This window comes from Variovorax sp. EBFNA2 (genome assembly GCF_033802765.1).
GTDB lineage: Bacteria > Pseudomonadota > Gammaproteobacteria > Burkholderiales > Burkholderiaceae_C > Variovorax > Variovorax paradoxus_H.
The window spans coordinates 449,239-468,143 of record NZ_CP138497.1 but is presented as its reverse complement, the minus strand read 5'-3'; the positions used below and the strand labels follow the sequence as shown (position 1 = coordinate 468,143).

Sequence of the window (18,905 nt, the reverse complement as noted above, 5' to 3'; positions counted from 1 at the left end):
ATTGGATGTCATTGGCACCTCAACCCAAGGTCACCGTGGACGACTGCGACGCCGACGCACATTGCGCTGCAACGGCACACCCCTTGTACCTGGACTCGGGAAGATGGCCTTCGGCATTCACGCTGTGGGGGCCAACGAGGGAATGGCTCGCCGCATGTTCGCGCCACATACCGCTGGTCCCGCTCACGATGCCCGCAGCGTTCCACCGCGTATAGCTGGTCCCGCCATTGATCATGATCTCTTCCTTGGCGGTGATGGTGATGCGCTGGGCGTCCATCTTGATGTTCAGCTTGGCCAGCACGTTGATGCTGTCCTTCAGCGCCTGGATATCGATATCCGCATTGGCGGCGATCAGCCGCATCCCTTGTTCGACCGCCGCAATGCGTACCGCCTCCTTGGCACTCACCAGCAGGCTCTTGCCCGCCGCGATGCTCGTGTGGCTTGCGCTGGTGGTTGCGATGTGCTCACTGGCTGCGATGTGCGCTGAACGCGCCGTGGTCGCTTCGATTCCCGCCGGACTGGCGATCGTCAGATGCGGGGTTTCGAATTCCGGGAACTGCCCCTGCTCCCTGTTGCCCGGACCGGCTCCCTTGACCTCGTCGTTTTGCTTCTTCAACTCCTTGGTGACCGCATCCGAGTCCCCGCCCTCATGCGCCTTGGCCTGCATTGCCGCTTCGCTCAGGCCCTCGTGCAGGTCCCTGGCGGCTGTGAGCCTGGCGACCGTCTCCCCCATGTCCGTCAGGTGGGCGTGCGCGTTCGGGCGGGCCTCCGTGGTGATGAGCAGCCCGCTGGCGGCCCGGATGGCCCCATGTCCGTCCGTTCTCAGTTCCGCCCCCTGTCCCGCCTGGTGTTTGCGCCCCAGCGAGCTGTCGATGCGAACGATATGCCCCAGGCTCAGCTCGCTGGCTTGCTCGTCACTGCGCAGCTTGGCCTGGATCTGCTTGTCCGTATCGTCCAGGATCAGGTGGTTGCTTCTGCCTCCCGGTTGATTACCCCCATCGCCCTGTAGCTCTCGGCTGCGAATGCCCGTCAGGCTCTTCTGGCCCGGCACGGTCCACGGCGGCATGTGGGCCTGGTTGTAGACCACGCCGGTGACCAGGGGATGGTCCGCATTGCCGTCCAGGCACTGCACGATGACCTCCGAACCCACCCGGGGCCAGGAGACCATGCCCATCTCCCCCCCCGCCCAGCTGCTGGACACCCGGACCCGGGCGCTGTACTTGCCTTCCCTGTCCCAGTGGTACTGGATCAGGATGCGGCCGTACTCGTCGATATCCAGAGCGCCCATGCCGCCATCGCCCACCACAGTGGCTGTTTGCGGAGCCAGGACGCGCAGCGGCTGGCTGTTCAAGCCCAGGCCGGGCCGCCAAGGGACCGAGCGTCGGCTGGCAACGAAGCTGTTGCGGTATTCCGACCGGCTGTTCTGCTGGAGGTAGTTGTTGGTTGCGACGTGTTGGGCTTCAACGACCAGATACTGGTTGTCTTCGGCCGGACGGCCATCGCAACTGAAATGGTCGCACAGCTCGAACCAGCGCCCCGACTGGATACCATGATGATTGCCTTCGGCCTCCTGGCGCTTGGCCCGAGCCTCGATCTCTTCCATGCGCAGGCGCACAAAGGCATCGCCACCGGTGTCTTCTTTCCTGAAACCATAGGCGCCGGAGTACGCATGCACGTCCAGGTGGGGAACCTCTCCCTGGCGATTGAGGGTGGGCACCTGGGCGTGGCGAGGCGTGGGACTCTTGAAGTTGAAGGCGCTGGCCGAAAAGGTGCCGGAGGTGATCTCGCGCAGCGGAGAGAAGGTCTGGATGCCTTCTTCCTCGGCCGGTCCGCCCTTCGCCTGGAAGCGCACCTGTGGGGAACCATCGACGGGCTTGCACTGCGTGGTCGTGTCGTCCGTGACGACAAGGGTGTGGCCGTACCCGGTGTGTTCCCAGTGATAGCTGTAGCCGGCTTGCTCCCAGCGGCGATGAAGATAGCTGTGATCGCTCTCACCCCAGCCTGCGCCTTGCACTGCCATGGTGATGAGGGGATCGTCGCCGCGCACGCACCATTCCCAGCGAGGCAATGCACCGTGGTCCTCGAAAATCGCGGCAGTGATTTGCCGCAGGCTCTGATCCCGAAAGACGCGGTTGTTGATGCGCAGCGTGGTGAACCACAGCCAGGGACGCAGGACGGCGCGGTAGGTCGCGACGCCGGCGTCAGAAGCCGTCAGCTCGAATTCGAAGACATGGCCGGTAAACCAGCGCAGCGAGCCATCGGGGCGAACCAATGACACGGCCAGCAATTTCCCAAGCATGTCCTTGAGCGCAATGCCGGCGCTGTCGGCCAGAAGGGTCAGCGTGTAGTTGAAGTCGCGAGAAAGGCCTTCCTCGGCGTCCAGACGTTCGATGACCACCGTGGGGGTGCTGCTCCGGCCATAGGGGTCGGTGGCACTTGGCGCATCATCGTGGGGGAAGCTCAGCCTGAGCAGGCGTTGCCCTTGGCTGTATGAAGACGAGAAGACACTGGCAAGGCTGCCCATGGTGTTGTCCGGCGTTGATCACGTGCATGGACAACCTCGACCGAATCAGTCTGTCGCCCATGCCAGGCAACGGCTCGTGGCCTTGTGATGTCCTCCCTGGCCCGCGAGTTTTGCAGGCACAAATGCAATCGTACACGGCCCTGTTGCTGGCAATTGCCTCCCAACGAAGTGATGTGCAGTCGGCGCCACAAAAAACTTCCGAGAATCCGACAACGCCGCCCATTTCTAACAAAAAAGTTCTCCAGTCTCGGGCCACGATGGGCACTGCTAAGCCCGCTCAGGCTTCGGCGACCTCCACGTCAAGGATCCTCCTGACGCGCGGGCGAACGGTGTAGCGCGGACCTGCCCCTGCGCGCGGGCCGGTGGTTTCTTGTTTCTATTCAGCGGGGATGCCTGTGCATGCTGCGCGCAGCCGGTCGGCGAGGCGTCGTGACGATCAGGGCGGGACGGACTTGCGACCCGCCGCGAAAGGCGCGAACGAGAATCCGCACGTTCAATGTTCCGGCGCCAAGACAGACGCAGCGAGGCCCCCGGGGCTACTCTCTTCTCCAATTCGAAACTGTCGACTGGCGGGACTCCAGGTCGCCACCTGCGATCCAGGCCGACAGATCGAACTGTGCTGGACCGGCCTCACGTTCGCGCTCCACCGCAAGGCGCAGGAGTGCGATGGTGCCGATCAAGACAGCGATGACGACAAGAACAATCAGCTCACTGTTAGGCGAGCCAGGGGAATGGCGACCACGATTTCTCATCTCGACCTCCTTGAGATAGGAGATCTTGTGGTTGCGCGGACATCCTTGCATGTCGGACGAAATTGCACCGCCGTGTCGCAACCGCTCGATAGCCAGCGTGAGCATTGCGGCATCGGCGACTCGGGGTGCACAAAGCCGGGTATCGGGTTCCTGAGCAAGCGGCGAAACGCAGGTTCCTCGCTTCAGGTCGTGTGCTTGCCAGCCTGCAGTCGGCGAAACGCGCTGAAGTGCCGAATCGCCATTTGTTTTCGCCCGGTGTCGGCATAGAGCAAGGCCGCATTCCGGTGTGCATCAAGCAGGTCCGGTTGCAGCCGCAGGGCTTCCTCGTAGCTCGCCAGTGCGCCGTCCACGTCCGCCACGCCCTCGCGCGCGACGGCGAGATTGAAGTGCATCAGGGGATCGTCGGGACAGAACTGCAACCCTTTTTCGTAAAGCGAAGCGGCCGCCTCGAACTCGCCGGACTCACAGAGCATGAAGCCGAGATTCAGGTACGCGTGGGCATACGACGGGTCGTCCGCCAAGATGCTTCTGTAGAGCGCCTCGGCAATCCTGGGAGCGGTTTCCTCCAGACCTTCCGCCTCGGCAAAACGCGCGTCCAGCGCGTCCTCGCTGACATGCGGCGCAGACCTGGAGGGAAAGAAGCGCAGAGGACTTTCGCCAGGAGTGATCTGAAGATCAAGCAGCAGTTGCCCTGTCTGAGGCTCCCAATGTGTGTCTCCGAAGCGCACGGTCACCCGGTCCCCCTCGGACGTGATCCGCATGCCCTGCAACGGCTGATCTTCGGGCATCGACGCGCGAAGCTGACGCAGTGCCTTGAGGATCTGCCGTGTGGGGATGCGTGCGGTCCGCAGTTCATGTGCGGATCGCAGGAGCACGAGGTCCTGGAAGGAAAACTTCCAGGCCTTGTCATGCGCCTTCACCGGTGCGACGAAACCCAGTTCGATCAGCTTGAGCACCGTGTGGCGCGACAGACCGAAGGACTTCAGCACCTTTCGCAATGACAGCGGAAATTCTTCCCAGGCTTTCACTTCTTCGCTCTCGTGCGTGGCATCGGCGCGGCCGTTCTGGGGCCGGCCTTGGGCGCGCGCTTGGCCTTGGCCACTGGCTTGCGAAGGGGCGTCACCACCTGCGTGCCCTTGGCCGGCGTCGTGCGCTGCTTGGGCGCGCCGGCCCCCTTGCGGTCGAGACTGGCCATGAGCATCTGTGTCAGATCGATCACCTGTGCGGAAGACGTGCCGTCCTCGGGATGTTCCGTCGCCACAATTTCCTGGCCCGCAATCTTTGCGTCGATGGCTGCCAGGATGCGCTTTTTCTCCTCGTCCTCGAACATGGTCGGGTCATAGCTGTCCTGCGAGATCTGATCGATCAACTGCAGTGCCAGCTTCAGTTCGGCGGCCGAGGGTTCGATTTTCTCGATGTCGAGGTCCTGGAGGGAACGCACCTCTTGTGCATACAGCAACTGCTGCAAGACGAGTCCATCCTCCTGGGCGCGCACCTGGACCACGTACTGCTTGGACTTCCAGGCCCACTTCGCCAGGGCGCAGCGCCCGCTCGTCAGCATCGCCTTCTTCAGCAGGTTGTACGGCTTGCCGCCTCGTTTGTCCGGCGCAAGAAAATATGGCTTGTCGTAGTAGATCGGATCGACCGCGTCGGCCGGAATGAACGCCACGATGTCGATCAAATGGCTCGCGCCATCCTCCAGCGCCTTGAGCTCCTCTGGCTGGAAGATGACGAAGCGGTCCGTGTCGAACTCGTAGCCTTTGACCATTTCCGCGCGGGGAATGACCTTCTTCGGGTTGAGCGCAGAGACGTACTGCTGCTTCACCCGTGTTCCTTCCTTGGACAGGAGATTGAAATGAATGGCCGCCGAACTCTCGGTGGCGGTGTACAGGCGCACAGGGATCGACACCAGGCCGAAGCCGAGCGAGAGGGAAGCGATCGAGCGGGGTGTGGCCATGGCAGCTCCTTTGCGAGGCAAAATCAACATGCCACTTTTCTCGACCGCCGAAAAGAGGCGAAATCCGACATTGCGGCGCCGTCTGTATTCACACTGCCAAGAGCCCCGCCGCCATGCCGATGGACTATCTGCGAAAGATCGAAAAAGCCGAGTTCCCCCTCAGAGTCGAGGCGTTCAACGACATCAACAACGTCCTGGTTCTGCAGGCGGCGGGGCTGATCGAGGTCGAGTTGCCAACCGCCAACGGGGAAGGTTCTGCTCAGTCGCCACAAGTGGCCGTGGTGCTTCGGATCACGCCTGTCGGCAGAGCCACGCTGGAGCGCCAGAAAGACTCGCCTTCACCTATGGAAGGCCATTGAGCTCTTCTAGAAAATCGAGCAGGCCTTCGATCTCCGTCGACTTGTCGAAGACCGCATCCGCACCCAGCAGCTCAGCCTGCCGGTGAATTTCGACGGTCGCGTAATTGGAAGAATGACGACGCGCTGATGGGATTGACGATGCCGGCAACGATCGACCACGTTCAGTCCCGAGCCCTCGCGCAAGAACAGATCGATCACCGCGACTTCCCAATGGCCATCGTGCGAAATCAACCAGGCCATCGCGTCGTCCTCCGTCTCCGCGACCCCGGCAACGCGCGCGTCCGACAGACTCTCGATCGTGGGGATGAGGTTGTCGCGGATGACCCTGTTGTCTTCGACGAGGAATGCTGTCACAGGCATGGAGGCACTCAGTGCGACCCGTGCCGGCCATTGCCTTCAAGCTCCCCATCGACGGCACGTGCCATGTAGGAAGGCGGGAAAACTTGGAGTGAGACAGGGGCCTTGTCCGGCAATCCGCAGCCCGATGCCACGACAGATTCAATCGGTCTGGACGCTTGCCCCTGGGCGGGAGGCTGATCTGCCACACAGCAGATTTCTTCCGACCGGCTTGGCGCCGAGTTTTTTTGTCAATCCACGGGGCCACCCCCGACCGGATCGGCGTCTTCGTTCTCCTGGGACATTTCCTGTCGCCACCGGGCGGCGCCGGCCTCGAAGGCTTCGTGCGCAGACGCAAAGGACTGGTCCGAGGCACCGAACTCCTGGACCTGATCCGTGTCGCCGCGGGCCGTCAGGAGCAGCCAGTGATAGCGGCCCTCGTGCAGCGGGTCTTCGATCACGGTCAGTGCGAGATGTGCAAGTTTCATGATTTCTTGTCCTCATTCAATCGGTAGCTTTTCATCGGGGTGGATCCAGCGCCTGGCAAAGTGACTCGTTGGTGAGGCAGGAGCTCCTCGCAAGGGGCGTCTGCCCATTCCAGAACCCCCAGCCGGTCCAGCGACCTTTGCTGCGGTTGGCACACGGATCCTCAAACCGTCCCCTCCGGTGTGGCCGGCAGGCCAAGCGCGTCTGAAGGCATCGGTCCTCGCCGTGCGACAAGCACTCACCTTTCATAGCCGAGTCGCTTCATGGCCTGCGCCAGCGGCTGGCGCGTTTTCCAATAGGCGATCCATGGATCCTCGTTCTGGAAGGACAGGTGTTCGCGCGCCGATCGAACGTTCCATTGCGAGCCGCTCTTGAGGCTGCCCAGGTCTTCCCATGCGACCGGCATCGAAACGCCCAGGCCCGGGCGCGCGCGCGCCGAGAACGCGGCGGCGGTCGTGGCGCCGTGCCCGTTGCGCAGGTAGTCGACGAAGAGCTTCCCCACGCGGTTGCTCGGGCCGCTCTTGGCCACGAAGCGCGTCGGGATCGTCCTAGCCATGTGCTGCACGATCGCCTGGGAGAACCCCTTGACGGTCTCGTAGTCGTATCGCGGCGCCAAGGGGACAACCACATGCAGTCCCTTGCCGCCGCTCGTCTTGAGCCATGCCTTCAAGCCAAGGGCGTCGAGCATCGCCCGCACCAGCGTTGTCGCTTCCTGGATATGGCCCCAGGTGGTCCCTTCGCCGGGGTCCAGGTCGAACACCATGCGATCGGGCTTGTTGATCGCTCTGGCCGTCGAGTTCCACGTGTGAAACTCGATCACGTTCATCTGGGCTGCGCCCGCAAGGGCCTTGGCGTTGCCGATCTCGAGCAGCGAGGCATGGCCCGGCCACAGGTTCTCAGGTAGTTCGGTGATGCCTGGTATGCCGATCTTTTCACCGTGCTTCTGGAAGAACAGCTGTCCGGTCACGCCTGCCGGCCCGCGCACCAGGGAGCAGGGGCGTCCCTTGAGATGCGGCAGGATGAATTCGGCCACGGAATCGTAGTAGCGCACCAGATCCAGTTTGGTGATGCCTGTGGTGGCATCGATGACCCGGTCGCCGTGGGTCACCGTGACCGAAGCGCTCGACGAGCCGGCTGCCGTGCGGCGGGACGACGCAGCGGCAGGCGCACCGACGGCCTTGGGCCGCTCCCGCACGATGACCTTGGCGGGCTTGTCGTCGCGCAATCCGATGAACGAAGCGTGGCGGATTTGCCCGTCGGGCGTCCATTCCGCGAAGCTGACCTCTGCGAGCAACTTCGGTTTGACCCAGCGCTCGCTGCCGGCCTTGCGCTTGGACCAGCGCCCCGGCTTGGTATCGCCCTTGTCGAAAGGCGCTGTGGTGGCCGCCAGCGGCAGCAATTCCTGCTTGATTTCGCGAGCTTCATCGCTGCTCCAACCGGTGCCGACACTGCCGACAGAGATCAGCTTGCCATCGTCGTCGTGAACACCAAGCAGCAGGCTGCCGACCTGGTCGGCCTCGTCGGTGCGGTCGGTGTACCCGCAGACCACGAATTCCTGGCGCAGCTTGCATTTGAGCTTGAGCCAGGTTTCGCTGCGGCGGGAAACATAGGGCGCATCGGCGCGCTTGGCGATCACGCCTTCCATCTCCATCTGGCAGGCAGACCGGAGCAAGGACGTCGGGTCGGCCTCGAAATTGGCACTGAACCTGACGTGTTCGCTGGCTTTCTCTGCAAAGAAGTCGTGCAGCAGTTGCCGTCGATCGCGCAGTGGCACCTGTCTCAGGTCGTGGCCTTCGAAGAAAGGCGCGTCGAAGACAAAGAACACGATGTCTTCGGTGTCTCGGCCGCGATCGAAGGCGTTCTGCAAGGCATTGAAATCCGGCGCACCACCGGAGCCCAGCACCACGATTTCGCCGTCCAGGAACGACGAGCGAAGGGCCAAGGCCTGAAGTTCGGCGACCAGCGTCGGCATCCTGGCCGCCCAGTCGTGTCCACCGCGCGTCAGCAGGGCCACCTTGCCCCTGTCGAGCCGGGCCATCAGGCGGTAGCCGTCAAACTTGATCTCGTAGAGCCATTCGCCGACCGACGGAACGCCTGCGGCCAGGGTCGCCAGTTGCGGCTTGATCTGAGCCGGCAGCGCCGTCACGCGCGCACTGGCGAGCGGCTTGGGCATCTCGGCGGGCGCGGTGCGCGTCAACGCAGCCCCCGCCGTGGAGGCGCTGGGGCGCAGCTTCCTGATCGGCTTGGCGATCACGCTGTCGGGCAACGCCGTCACGACGTCGTAGTCGGCATGCGCACGCGCGTATTCATCCTTCTTCTTGAACAGGATCCAGGGCTCCTGTCGCTCGCCGCCCTTGGAGATGTTCACCAGCTCCCACAGGCCTTCGAGCTTCTGGCCGTGAAGCCGGAACACCAGCTTGCCGGCGGCCAAGCCTGCGCGTGGGTCCCCAACCGGCTCCCAGGTGCCGTTGTCCCAGACGATGACCGTCCCGGCGCCGTACTGCTTCGGCGGAATCGTCCCTTCGAAGGAGGAGTAGGAGATCGGATGGTCCTCCACGTGGATGGCCATGCGCTTTTCTTTCGGATCGAAGCTCGGCCCTTTGGGCACCGCCCAGGAAACCATCACCCCGTCGAGTTCGAGCCGGAAGTCGTAGTGCAGCCGCGATGCCGCATGCTTTTGCACGACGAAAGACAGCGCCTGGGGACTCGGCCGGCCACCATCGGCGGGTTCCGCGGTCACGGCGAAATTCCGCTTGGACTTGTACGTGGAAAGCGCGTCGCTCTTGGCCATCGGTCCTCGTTGCTCCAGCTGCTGCGCCTTGCTGTCCAAGCGGTCGGCCTGGCTTGCGGTTGGCTATGCGACCTTCTTGGCCGCAGCGTGCGTTTTCTTCGCAGCAGTCTTTCGCGCCTTGGCGGCGGATTTGGCCGCCGTCTTGGCGCTGCGCTTCTTGGTCGCGGGAGCCTTTGCCTTGCCCGAACTGCCTGCCTTGAGGCTGCGCTGGAGAAGTTCGGACAGGTCGATCACGTTCGAGCCTTCGTCCGGCGCTTCCTCTTCCGGTTGGATCACGGTTTCGGTGTCGCCCGCCTTCACCTTCTTCTGGACGATTTTCATCACCGCATGCTTGAACTCGTCCTTGAAATCCTCCGGATCCCATTTGCCCGACATATCGTCCACGAGTTGCTGCGCCATCTTCATTTCCGCGGCCGATACGCTGGCACCCTTGACGCCAGCGGCGGGAAGGTCGAGACCTTCGAGCGTCTTGACCTCGTCACCCCATCGCAACAGGTTGAGCACCAGCGCCTTGCCGGACGGCACCAGCACGGCCAGGTGCTGCTTGGTCGCGATGACCACTTTGGCCAGGCCGACCTTGCCGGACTTGATCAGCACTTCGCGCAGCAGCGCATAGACCTTCTGTCCCTTGTTGATGGGCGCCACATAGTACGGACGCTCCAGGTAGACGAAGGGGATCTCGTTGGCGTCGATGAAGCGCTGGATCTCGATCGTCTGGGTCGTGCGCGGATACACGGCTTCGATCTCATCGGGCGAGATCACGACGTACTTGCCGTCCTCGTATTCGAAACCCTTGACGATGTTTTCCTTGTCGATTTCCTTGCCCGTCTTCTTGTTGATGCGCTTGTAGCCCACCGGGTCCATGGTGCGCTTGTCCAACCAGTCGAAGTCCACCCCTTGCTCGATGCTCGCCGTGTGCAAGCCCACGGGGATATGGACCAGGCCGAAGGTGATCGCGCCTTTCCAGAGGGTTCTACTGCCTGTTGCCATGGACTTTCCTTGGGGTCGTGCGAGAGAGAAGATGCTTGGCAGCATTGCGCCGGCCTGCGCGTAGCGATGTGGGACGCGACCGAAGCTACCGGGAGGACATTGCGCACATGCAGGTCTTTTGGCGGGGGCTACGGCATCAGGCCGAATCCGAACGCCGTACGGTTGCGCCCGGCCGAATCTTCTGGTGGGTCCTTGCTCGGTGTGGCTTGGGCTCCACGCTTGGCCCGTTCCCGTTTCATCGCCCGGTCAGGCTCGGGGTGGGTGTCGTGGGACGTGCTCGATCGGGGACCGTTGTCCAGGTCATCGATCATGGATTCGAGCGCGACCAGGCCATCGGCCATCGCCGCCTTGTAGGTGTTCGCAGGCCTGCGGGCGCGCTGGAACGGCGTCCATGTGCCGACATCCGGATCGCCTGCCTCGCTGAGCACCCATTCGAACGCGCCGGATTTCGGCTCCTCGATGTGCACCGAGATTTGCCGTAACGCACCTTGCTTTTTCACCGCCATGTTCGCTTCTCCATAGAGCGCCTGGCTGTTTCTCGCCGGTGTGCGCGGAAACAGTCCAGCGCTGCCATCTGCAATCCGACCCGCCTTGCCACCATCGCGAGGACTTGCGAAGTGCCGAATCGCTAGCCACAACGCCAGATCTTTTTGCGGTTCGCCGTTTCGCCGGACGCGCGCCCAATCACACGCGAGCCAGGGCCAGCCCCGTACCTGAAGCTTGTCAGGACGGTTGGCACCACTCGAAGAACAGCTCGAGTTCTCGTGACTTATCAAAGACCGCATCGGCACCCAGTTCCAGACTGCGCCGCCGCATTTCCACAGTGGGGTAATTCGTCAGTACCACCACCCGTTGATGCGCCCGACGCCCTTGGCAGGCGCGCAAAACCGTCAGGCCCGATCCCTCACGCAAGCAGAGATCCACGACGGCCAACTGCCAGGTGTCCTTGAGGCTGTCCAGGACGGCAGCAGCGTCATCCGCCGTCTCTGCGGTGGCCACGACTTGGGCGTCGGCCAGTTCCGCCAGTGCCGAAATCAAGTTCTCTCTGATGGCTGTCTTCGACCAGGATAGTTGAGAGCGGCATTTACAGATTGCGCACCGGCGCTATATCGGAGTTGTTGCGTCCCAGATCGAACCGTCACCGTTATAAGGGGACTGATTTCGTAACGTTTGTAGGCCAAAAGCCTCACTTGCAGAGGAGTCGGGCCCGCCCTCCGTTGAGGCGAGGTCGTTGACCTTCGCAAAACGTCCTGCCGCCAAAGCCTGCGCGGCGATGGTCCATCCAGAGAGCGCCTGGGCGTCATGAAGAACTGAAGCTTGGATCCTCCCGGTAAGTCAAACAAGGATCTTGCTAACGGCTTCCAAATGCGATCGTTCATAGACACTGTCGCCGTAGAACGCCGTAAGGAAACGCGCGTATCTGTGCGTGACGTAGAAGACGCGATTGCTCGGATCCAAGCCTGGACGTTCGGGACCTACGCGTTCATCGTCAGCTACGCGGTGGCTCTGTTCCTTCTGTGCGCCGTGCTGTTTCCCGACAGCTTGCGGGACGACGAAAGCTACGAAGACTATTTCCATGCCCACCGTGCGTGGTTCTTCGGCCTTCTGGGCACAACGTTCCTGCTGGACGTCGTCGATACCGTGATCAAGGGCGAAGCACACTTCGAGAAATTTGCCTTCAAGTCCCTCGTTCGCACACCGATCCTGTTGGCGCTTTGCGTCACAGGATCCGTGACGGCCAGCAGGCACTTTCACCGGTTCTTCGTTGCCGCGATGCTCGCTGACCAGATGTCCTGGATTCTTCGGTTCTTCTACCGGCTCGACTAGCCTCTTTTCCGCTCGAATGCAGGGAGACGAGTCGGCCGCGTGCTCGTTAATTCGCGGGGAGCTTCGTTGGCAGAAAGCCGACCTTCGGCCGCACCGTGTCATCGGTGTAGCAGGCGCCAGTCGGCGCGTAGCGAATGACCTTGCCGGCCTGGATGTAGAAGATGTTGTTGCAGACGATGCTGCTCTGCGAGCAGGTGGTGAATGCCGTGTGGCTCACGTACTTCTTGTCCCCTCTGCGCGCGCCTGCATTGGTGAAGCACTGCTCGACCTTCTCGCCATTGACGTAGTTGCGCGTTTCGACCCCGCCGTCTGTCTGCGCGCGGTACATCGGCATCGTGAGAAACACAGGGTGGGTGTCAAGCGCCTCCACGGGCGCGCCGACCCAGGCATCCAGATCTTGCTGGCGCACGGTCGCGCAACCGCCGAGAATTGCAGCGACGAATACGGAGGTAGTAATGACCTTGAAGGTTGACATCCTGCAGCCCTTTTGTGAGCGTTGCAGTGTGCCAGACCGTGCCCGACACACGGATCGGATGGGGCCCAAATCGGGGGACCGCGGCCGGCTTTGCGCCCATAGACCGCCTCGCGACGCTCACACGCGGAACTGCATCTTCCATCAACAACGAACTCATGACAGTTTGTCGGGCGTGAGGAGGCGCATGGCTTGGCTGCGCGCCGCGTGCTCGGTCTCTTCGATCTCTTGCGGATCGGCGCACACACTGCCCCGAGATTTCATTCGCGTGGCGCCAACTGCCTCTGGACAGCAGTTGGCGCTGGTAGAGGCCAGGGGGAAAAAAGTCCGCTCAGGGAAAATTTCCTCGATGTCAACCGCTGTCTCTTAGGCTTTCAAATGTCCTCCAAGGTAAGGCCCTTGGCGGCCTCGAATACTCGATGGGCGGAATAAGTCGAATGCAGTCCGCTTCAATCAGATATCTGGTTATCGCCCGACCGCCACAACGTTCCAGCCACACACCTCTACGTCGGTATCGTTTGCCTCGGCGGCTTGAGTGAGCGGGTCAAGGCTCTGAATCATTTCGAGAGAGCATAGGTTGGAATTCAAACCCAGCTTAAGGATTCAGGGCGCCATGTGTTCGTCGTTCGAATGTTTGCTGCGGCAGCCTCCGTAGGCGGCCATAGCAGCAAGTTCAGCAGTGCAAGCGTCTCGACCAAGCTGCCGGCGGCAACACGGTTCTTATTCAGGAAGGCCTGCCACTGCTTCAGCTTTGCGGGGTCTTCACCGAACTGCCTGGTAAGGGCGAGCGGATGCTCGGTCGGGAGCGGCGTCTGACGTCTTGAAAAGGTGGCGGCGATGGCGGCGGTCAGGGTTGCGCCATCGAGCTCTGTGCGCCGTGCGATCACCGCTAGATCGTAAAAGTCTTTCATGCGGCTGTTTGCTTGACCCAGCGCCACCATGGCTTGGTATTTCTCGGCGATCACCGTGTACACCGGGTAGACCCGCAGTCTCGGGCCTTGGAAGTCTTTCAACAGGGTGGGATAGCTGACGATTTGCGGCTCCGGCGTCACTGCGTCGCCAAATCCCACATCAACTTGCAATGCACAGCGCGCGGAGCCGATACGTGCCCCCAGCTTGATGCGGGTACCGCCGTAGCTGTTGTCTTCGCGAATAGCATCCGCTTGGACTGACTCGGGATCAAACACGATGCCGTCAGCCAAGTCCAGCGCAGCGATATCGCGGAAAGTGGCGATCAGGTTCGCTTCGTCTGCGGCGCCAAACCCCAACAAGTCGGCGTCCCTTGTCGGGCGGTGCGCATCGTCGTACCAAAGTGTGAAGAGTAGAGCGCCTTTGAGCAAAAACCGGTCGGCGTGCGGTGAGATGCTGATGCGCAGAAGCAGGCGCTCTAATGCAAAGCGGTTGAGCAGCAGGCTGTAGTCATCGCCCCGCTGTTTGGCCAGCATCAGCAGTCGCCCAAGCACGGAGGCTGATAGATTTGCACTCATGCGGCCACCGCTTCAAGGTAAGGCTGCATCACACGCTCCACCCGGTTGATCTTTGCAAAGTGGTTCAGCTCGGACATGGTGACCTTGCGGCCCCGCCAGGATTCCTTGAGCGCCTCCAAGGCGACGTCGAGGCCGATCTTGTTGCGAAACTTGAAGCAGTCTGTCACTGTCTTGGCGACGTTGTAGACGCGGATCGGTGCACCGTGCTCGGTCACGGTCTGGATGCCTTCGGAATAAGCTCGGCCTCGCAGACGCGCGATACGCAGCGTGGGATAGTCCAGCACAGGGGCCTGTGTGGCCTCCGGCAGTGCCACCCATACCTCATGGGGCATTTGGGTGCCAATGCCGTGGAACTGCAGCGCGCTTAGCAGAAACAGTACAGCCTTGGGCACGCGTTGACACACCTCGATCAGCGTCTGGTGCTCGGTTATTTCAGCATCCGGCAGGCTGTATAGGCCCCGGGCTACCCGTTGCAGCTTGCCGGCTTGCTGCAGGCTGATCAGCAGTTGCGCTGACCAGCCGCGCTCCCGCACATCTGCTGCGCGCAGCACGCGAAGGCGGCGGGCAAGGTCAAGGATGTGGTCGGACTGGTTCACGCTTGCGAATTTTAATATACACATTACTTATTCTCAAGTGATGCGTTTTTTAAACCGCCGAACAAGGCCGAAATCACACCCATGGCGCGCGTGAAGTCCGTGTGCCGGCGAAGGTGACGAAGGTTCGGCTCGATCGTGCCGGGGTATTTCATCCTCGGCTACCGAAGACGCGGTGCTGGCTGGCGTATCACCGCTTGCCAGATGCCGTGGCCGCGTTTTGCATCGGTGCGGCATCCGGGGATGCATCCCGGGGAAGCGCGGTGGTGCGCTTGCTTGCATGGGGAAGTTCCAGCCACCTGCGCCAGCAGCAGGTCGGCGCGAATGGACGCGCGACATCCGCATACACCGGCACGGCGGACCGCTGCGGCACCTCTGCCCCACTCCAGGCGCTGAGCAGTCATGACCGCGACTGTGCCATCGCGGCTCATGTTCCGCCATGTGTCAGGTCAGGCCGACTGGTTGACGCCGGGATGCACCGCTGGCTACATTCCCCAAAGAACTCTTGGAGAGGCCACATTGCCTAGACACACGTACGTCATACTCGCCTTCATTGCCATCGCAGTGCTCGCAGGCAATGTGATGGCAACGGTCGTTGTATGGCGCAGCGATTTTTATTCGCCGCTGCAACGCAAGCTCCAGTTGGCTCTGGTGTGGCTCATCCCCGTGATCGGGGCCGCATGCTGCATCAGCTTCGCCTCGCTTCACAAGCGCCCGATTCCCAAGCCTGAAAAGCGCTTCCCGGGACCGGACTCCTTCCAACTGCCCGGCGGGGAAGCCAACGGTCCTTGAGTCCGGCCCACCGGGCGCATCGGTGGGCAACCCGCGCCCTCCTGCCGTACAGCCTCGCCATCACTGCGATTGCCGAGTTTGCGCGTGCTGCGCAGCGATCCAGGCCAGCGCGCCGACCTCAGCGCCGCCTGTTTCCACCACCTCGGTGCCTGCCATCATCAGTAACCATGCTCGTCCTCCCAGGCGCAGCTAAAGTCCAGACCAATATAAGGCCCACTGGGCACGGGGTATAGATTGATGCTGTTGAGCCGAACCAAGGGCAGCAGCGTGTCCTCATCCCAGCGCTCGGGCAGTCGGAACACATCGTCAGCCAGGACGGTCGCGTTCTCGATGGCGCGCAGAGACGGCAGATCGGCCAGGATGGCGTCCAGCACTGCGCGGGAAAGAACCGCATCGTTTTCGAGCAGCCGGCGTGCTGCTTCGATCATCACCGCATCGGGCGCACCGCCGGATCCGTCGTCGTTCTCGAGGTAGACGATCACCCCGCCGGTTTCGGCGATCCTGTCGGCCTTGGCGTAGCCTGGCGATGCCGCCCGTGCGGTTGCGCCGCGAAATCTCGCGGTATGTGGCAACGGCAAGGCTGTCACCCAGGCACACCAGCTTCCCTGGGACCCGTAGAGCGTCGGCAGACCCTGCACGTTCAGTGGGACATCGCTGGCGGAGATAGAGGTGGTGTTCATGGTTCGGTCCTGCTTCAGGGCCGGAGGGCTGCTTTGCTCAATCTTCGGCGGTCACGAAAATTTCGGAGCTTTGCGCAGGACGACCGAGTTGACTCTCGGCCATCCGCCAAAACCAGACGATCACAAGGGCCGGATTGGGGGCTCTGGGGGGCATGCTGGAACATGGTCATGGCCGGAACCGCGAAGAGAAGGAAAAGGCATGCAGACATGTTCCGCGCGCGCTCGTTCTTCACTGCCGGCAAGCGAGGTGCCTGCCCGTGCCCGGACAGCAGGCGCTGCAGAGCTGCCCGAGAGTGCGTCGATCTTGTCGTCCGCCCTCAGCAACCGCTGCAGGCGCCCGGCTGCCGGGGCCGGTAGGGCGCTTGGGCGGCTGCACCGCACTGCGGTAAAGCGCACCATGAAGCGGACCCGCGCAAGCGTTTCGCTCTGGCCGCTCGTGTGAACGTCAAGCCCGTGAAGCCACCGAACTACCGGGACTTTTTCCCAGATGCGCGACGAAAGCCAGGCACGCGGCGCACTCGGGCCGAGCTGGGCACTGCTACGCCGCGCTCAGGTGTTCCTGCACCTCCCGCTTGCCCATGGCCCGCACGCCAGCCAGCGCCTGGAGCTGCGGAGCGCGCGGTCGCGCCTTGCCCTGCTCCCAGTGATAGATCGTCTGGCCGGAAACGCCTATCAGCGATCCATAAGCCGCAGCGGACAGTCCGAGCTTGCTGCGATGCGCGGCCAGGCGCGTCGCACTGAAGCGGCGCGCAGGCGCTTGCTCGCTCGCCTGCGTCGGGGTTGGTTCTGATCGCGTGCGTCCGGCTCCCTTGCTGACCCGCTTGAGCTCTTTCTCCACGCTGTCGACCTGGCGACGCAGCGCGGCAATCGCACTGCGGTACTGCGTCGATGCTTTCTTGAGCGTTTCGATCTCTGTGCGGACCTCCTTGCGGGCGACGCGGGAGATTTCGGCTTTGAGGATGGATGCGATGTTTGGCATCCTTGTATTGTGCAGGTATCGGCAAATGGGAGGAAATAGATAAAACCTGGGTTGGTTCTATGCAATGGGTCCAGGGCTCATCCATGCGCAATGGGCCGAATCAGCCAACATCAAACGTGATTTGCTGCTGGCTTTTCCAAAGGGTGCAGCACGCAACGGGTCGAACGAACTGTTCAAGGAGCTGCTCGATGAGCAGCTCCATGGTGTTGGTCCTGCGGACCGGAAAATCGTACATTTCCACTCACGGTGGGCCGAGGGCACCTCCACGCTTCAAAGGGCTGGCAAATCTTCTTTGAGCGATATCGCGCAATGTCCTTCGCCTTGCGACGAGCCAGAGCGAACCAGATCGGCGACAGTGAGCAAATGAACGGGCTGCACGAAAGGCCCGTCGTTGCATTCATCGCAGTCTCCGGTGGCGCCTCAAGCATCGCATCGACATGCCCGACCCCGCGATGGGCCTGCTCATGGGCAGGTAGTCAAAGCGATGGATGGACGACCGATGGCCATCGTTGCCGGTCGTCATCTGGAATCCGCAGGTGGGTCAGTCACCATTCGTTCGGGGCTGCGCCCTGAAACGCAACACTTTGCCTCAGGGCGCCGAGAAGACAATTTGGCCGCTAGCCTTATTTTTTGACGGCCCATGTTTTCGCCCTTCTCCCTCCCCGGGCTGTCCTTGCCCGCCTTCGTGCGGGCTTTTTCTTGCGCGACGCTTTTCTCCTTTGGAACGGTCAAGCGCCTCCACGCCGCGCGTGCCAGCGGCCGGGGCCAAGGAAAAAGGCACCGGCCATGCGATGCGCCTGTATCGATTGTCCGATCGGCGGCAGTAACTTCGGCATGCAGCGAGCGAAGCGTTTGTGGGTAGGCCCCGCCATGCTTTCCATGCGAGAGTGACGTCTTCGCGAGGTCCGGATCAATTCTGATGCGTTATTTGCACGAGGAACTTCTGCTTTTTGGGTTCGCTAAGTGCCGGCCTTGCGGCGCGGTCCGCGATCGCTTCGGCCTTCTTCCACCGTGCAGCCAGGCGCAGCTCGCCATCCGTGAGATTCAACTCTCCTTTCTCGATTTCTTTGCGTCGCCCAAAGAAGCATGCGAGCAAGGTGACGGCATCCGGGAATTCGCCCTCCAGTGTCATGAGAAAGGTCTGTGCCGCGACCATGGTGTCTTTCAGATGCAGCGGTGCACCAACGACTGTCACTGAAAACAATCTGCCACCTGATGTCATGATCTTGTTCTTCATGTTTCAAGTATCGCGATCGCTTTCGCCACGTCTTGTCAGACATTCACTGGCGAAGACGCCTGGCGCACACGCCGGTCGGTTCGTCCTACGCCGGAACCTGTGGCGACACCGAGCTGGTGTTTCGCCGTCGTGACACCTCCCAATTCCCTCGTGCTGGCGCTGCGGGAGCCAAGCAAAAGGAAGTTATTTCCTCTTCCAATCTTCGCGAAACATTGCTGCCAGCACGTTCGGTGGCGAGGTCTCCGGGCGCGCAGAACCGACTGAAGTGCTGCCCGATGATTTCGTCAGCCGAGTAGCCTTTGAGCCGCTGCGCGCCCGTGATCGAACGGCTGACGCGGCCTTGGGCGTCCAGGAGGTAGATCGCGTATTTTTGATGGCGCAGCCCCGCAACTGAAGTCGGCGATCTCCCGATGATCGACAGTTCGCCGTCCCGGCGCAGGCAGGGCAGCGTCACCGCCAGCGTTCCATCCTTCGAACTTTCAGACACATGGGAAGCTGTCTGACACAACTGCTTGCATATGCGGCGTATTTTCGTGCTGTCTTCCACGAAACCAACAGAGTCGCCGGTCTGCCCTCGCGCTGGACGCTCCCGTCAAGGGACGCTGTGTGCGACGAAGGAGCCGTTCGGCGCATCCGTTACCCG

The 18,905-nt window shown here is 62.0% G+C and carries 20 protein-coding genes; 3 read left to right on the top strand and 17 right to left on the bottom strand.

Translation table 11 applies throughout. The features are described from left to right. Positions 1-19 precede the first annotated feature (19 nt). The 4 genes from RZE79_RS32550 to RZE79_RS32535 all read right to left on the bottom strand — a co-directional run bounded on the left by RZE79_RS32550 (position 20) and on the right by RZE79_RS32535 (position 5,233). Complete coding sequence (locus RZE79_RS32550) at positions 20-2,524, bottom strand: type VI secretion system Vgr family protein (protein WP_319362363.1); 2,505 nt, start codon at positions 2,522-2,524, stop codon at positions 20-22. A 536-nt stretch (positions 2,525-3,060) separates the two neighbouring features. Beyond that, positions 3,061-3,381, bottom strand: coding sequence for a hypothetical protein (locus tag RZE79_RS32545; RefSeq protein WP_319362362.1), 321 nt, complete (start codon positions 3,379-3,381; stop codon positions 3,061-3,063). 77 nt (positions 3,382-3,458) lie between these two features. Next, positions 3,459-4,304, bottom strand: coding sequence for a tetratricopeptide repeat protein (locus tag RZE79_RS32540; RefSeq protein ID WP_319362361.1), 846 nt, complete (start codon positions 4,302-4,304; stop codon positions 3,459-3,461). Continuing rightward, a complete protein-coding gene (locus RZE79_RS32535; RefSeq protein ID WP_319362360.1) occupies positions 4,301-5,233 on the bottom strand; it encodes a Ku protein in 933 nt (310 codons plus the stop codon). Before RZE79_RS32535 ends, RZE79_RS32540 begins: the two co-directional genes overlap by 4 nt. A gap of 113 nt (positions 5,234-5,346) precedes the next feature. On the opposite strand from RZE79_RS32535, the gene RZE79_RS32530 reads away from it, so the two are divergent. Next, positions 5,347-5,592: a hypothetical protein gene (locus tag RZE79_RS32530; RefSeq protein WP_319362359.1), complete on the top strand. Its 246-nt coding sequence runs from the start codon at positions 5,347-5,349 to the stop codon at positions 5,590-5,592. 6 nt (positions 5,593-5,598) lie between these two features. On the opposite strand, the gene RZE79_RS32525 is transcribed toward RZE79_RS32530, so the two are convergent. The 6 genes from RZE79_RS32525 to RZE79_RS32500 form a co-directional block, all read right to left on the bottom strand. Next, positions 5,599-5,952 (bottom strand): hypothetical protein, encoded by a 354-nt coding sequence (locus RZE79_RS32525; RefSeq protein WP_319362358.1) that lies wholly within the window; start codon positions 5,950-5,952, stop codon positions 5,599-5,601. A 227-nt stretch (positions 5,953-6,179) separates the two neighbouring features. Beyond that, positions 6,180-6,416, bottom strand: coding sequence for a hypothetical protein (locus RZE79_RS32520; protein WP_319362357.1), 237 nt, complete (start codon positions 6,414-6,416; stop codon positions 6,180-6,182). Positions 6,417-6,652: 236 nt separating this feature from the next. Beyond that, positions 6,653-9,205, bottom strand: a complete 2,553-nt coding sequence (gene ligD / locus RZE79_RS32515; RefSeq protein WP_319362356.1) for a DNA ligase D — start codon at positions 9,203-9,205, stop codon at positions 6,653-6,655. Positions 9,206-9,268: 63 nt separating this feature from the next. Beyond that, positions 9,269-10,195, bottom strand: coding sequence for a Ku protein (locus RZE79_RS32510; protein WP_319362355.1), 927 nt, complete (start codon positions 10,193-10,195; stop codon positions 9,269-9,271). A gap of 128 nt (positions 10,196-10,323) precedes the next feature. Then, positions 10,324-10,701 carry a hypothetical protein gene (locus RZE79_RS32505; RefSeq protein WP_319362354.1) on the bottom strand — a complete coding sequence of 126 codons (378 nt, stop codon included), beginning with the start codon at positions 10,699-10,701 and terminating at the stop codon, positions 10,324-10,326. Positions 10,702-10,918: 217 nt separating this feature from the next. Continuing rightward, positions 10,919-11,233, bottom strand: a complete 315-nt coding sequence (locus RZE79_RS32500) for a response regulator (protein ID WP_319362353.1) — start codon at positions 11,231-11,233, stop codon at positions 10,919-10,921. Between the two features lie 384 nt (positions 11,234-11,617). Here RZE79_RS32500 and RZE79_RS32495 point away from each other — a divergent pair, with 384 nt between their 5' ends. Continuing rightward, a complete protein-coding gene (locus tag RZE79_RS32495; protein WP_319362352.1) occupies positions 11,618-12,022 on the top strand; it encodes a hypothetical protein in 405 nt (134 codons plus the stop codon). Between the two features lie 46 nt (positions 12,023-12,068). Here the strand turns inward: RZE79_RS32495 and RZE79_RS32490 are convergent, their stop codons facing one another. From RZE79_RS32490 to RZE79_RS32480, 3 genes are all read right to left on the bottom strand, one after another. Then, on the bottom strand, positions 12,069-12,497 hold the full coding sequence (locus RZE79_RS32490) for a hypothetical protein (protein WP_319362351.1): 429 nt from the start codon (positions 12,495-12,497) through the stop codon (positions 12,069-12,071). Between the two features lie 581 nt (positions 12,498-13,078). Next, positions 13,079-13,981, bottom strand: coding sequence for a nucleotidyl transferase AbiEii/AbiGii toxin family protein (locus RZE79_RS32485; RefSeq protein ID WP_319362350.1), 903 nt, complete (start codon positions 13,979-13,981; stop codon positions 13,079-13,081). Further along, positions 13,978-14,577, bottom strand: a complete 600-nt coding sequence (locus RZE79_RS32480; protein ID WP_373696601.1) for an AbiEi antitoxin N-terminal domain-containing protein — start codon at positions 14,575-14,577, stop codon at positions 13,978-13,980. The genes RZE79_RS32485 and RZE79_RS32480 overlap by 4 nt, the downstream gene beginning before the upstream one ends. Before the next feature lie 399 nt (positions 14,578-14,976). Here RZE79_RS32480 and RZE79_RS32475 point away from each other — a divergent pair, with 399 nt between their 5' ends. Next, positions 14,977-15,366, top strand: coding sequence for a hypothetical protein (locus RZE79_RS32475; RefSeq protein WP_319362348.1), 390 nt, complete (start codon positions 14,977-14,979; stop codon positions 15,364-15,366). A 158-nt stretch (positions 15,367-15,524) separates the two neighbouring features. Here RZE79_RS32475 and RZE79_RS32470 read toward each other — a convergent pair whose 3' ends face one another. The 4 genes from RZE79_RS32470 to RZE79_RS32455 all read right to left on the bottom strand — a co-directional run bounded on the left by RZE79_RS32470 (position 15,525) and on the right by RZE79_RS32455 (position 18,809). Continuing rightward, positions 15,525-16,046: a hypothetical protein gene (locus RZE79_RS32470; RefSeq protein WP_319362347.1), complete on the bottom strand. Its 522-nt coding sequence runs from the start codon at positions 16,044-16,046 to the stop codon at positions 15,525-15,527. A 538-nt stretch (positions 16,047-16,584) separates the two neighbouring features. Continuing rightward, complete coding sequence (locus tag RZE79_RS32465; protein WP_319362346.1) at positions 16,585-17,025, bottom strand: helix-turn-helix transcriptional regulator; 441 nt, start codon at positions 17,023-17,025, stop codon at positions 16,585-16,587. A gap of 910 nt (positions 17,026-17,935) precedes the next feature. Then, positions 17,936-18,262, bottom strand: a complete 327-nt coding sequence (locus RZE79_RS32460; protein ID WP_319362345.1) for a hypothetical protein — start codon at positions 18,260-18,262, stop codon at positions 17,936-17,938. A gap of 85 nt (positions 18,263-18,347) precedes the next feature. Beyond that, positions 18,348-18,809 (bottom strand): hypothetical protein, encoded by a 462-nt coding sequence (locus RZE79_RS32455; protein ID WP_319362344.1) that lies wholly within the window; start codon positions 18,807-18,809, stop codon positions 18,348-18,350. Between the last annotated feature and the right edge of the window lie 96 nt (positions 18,810-18,905).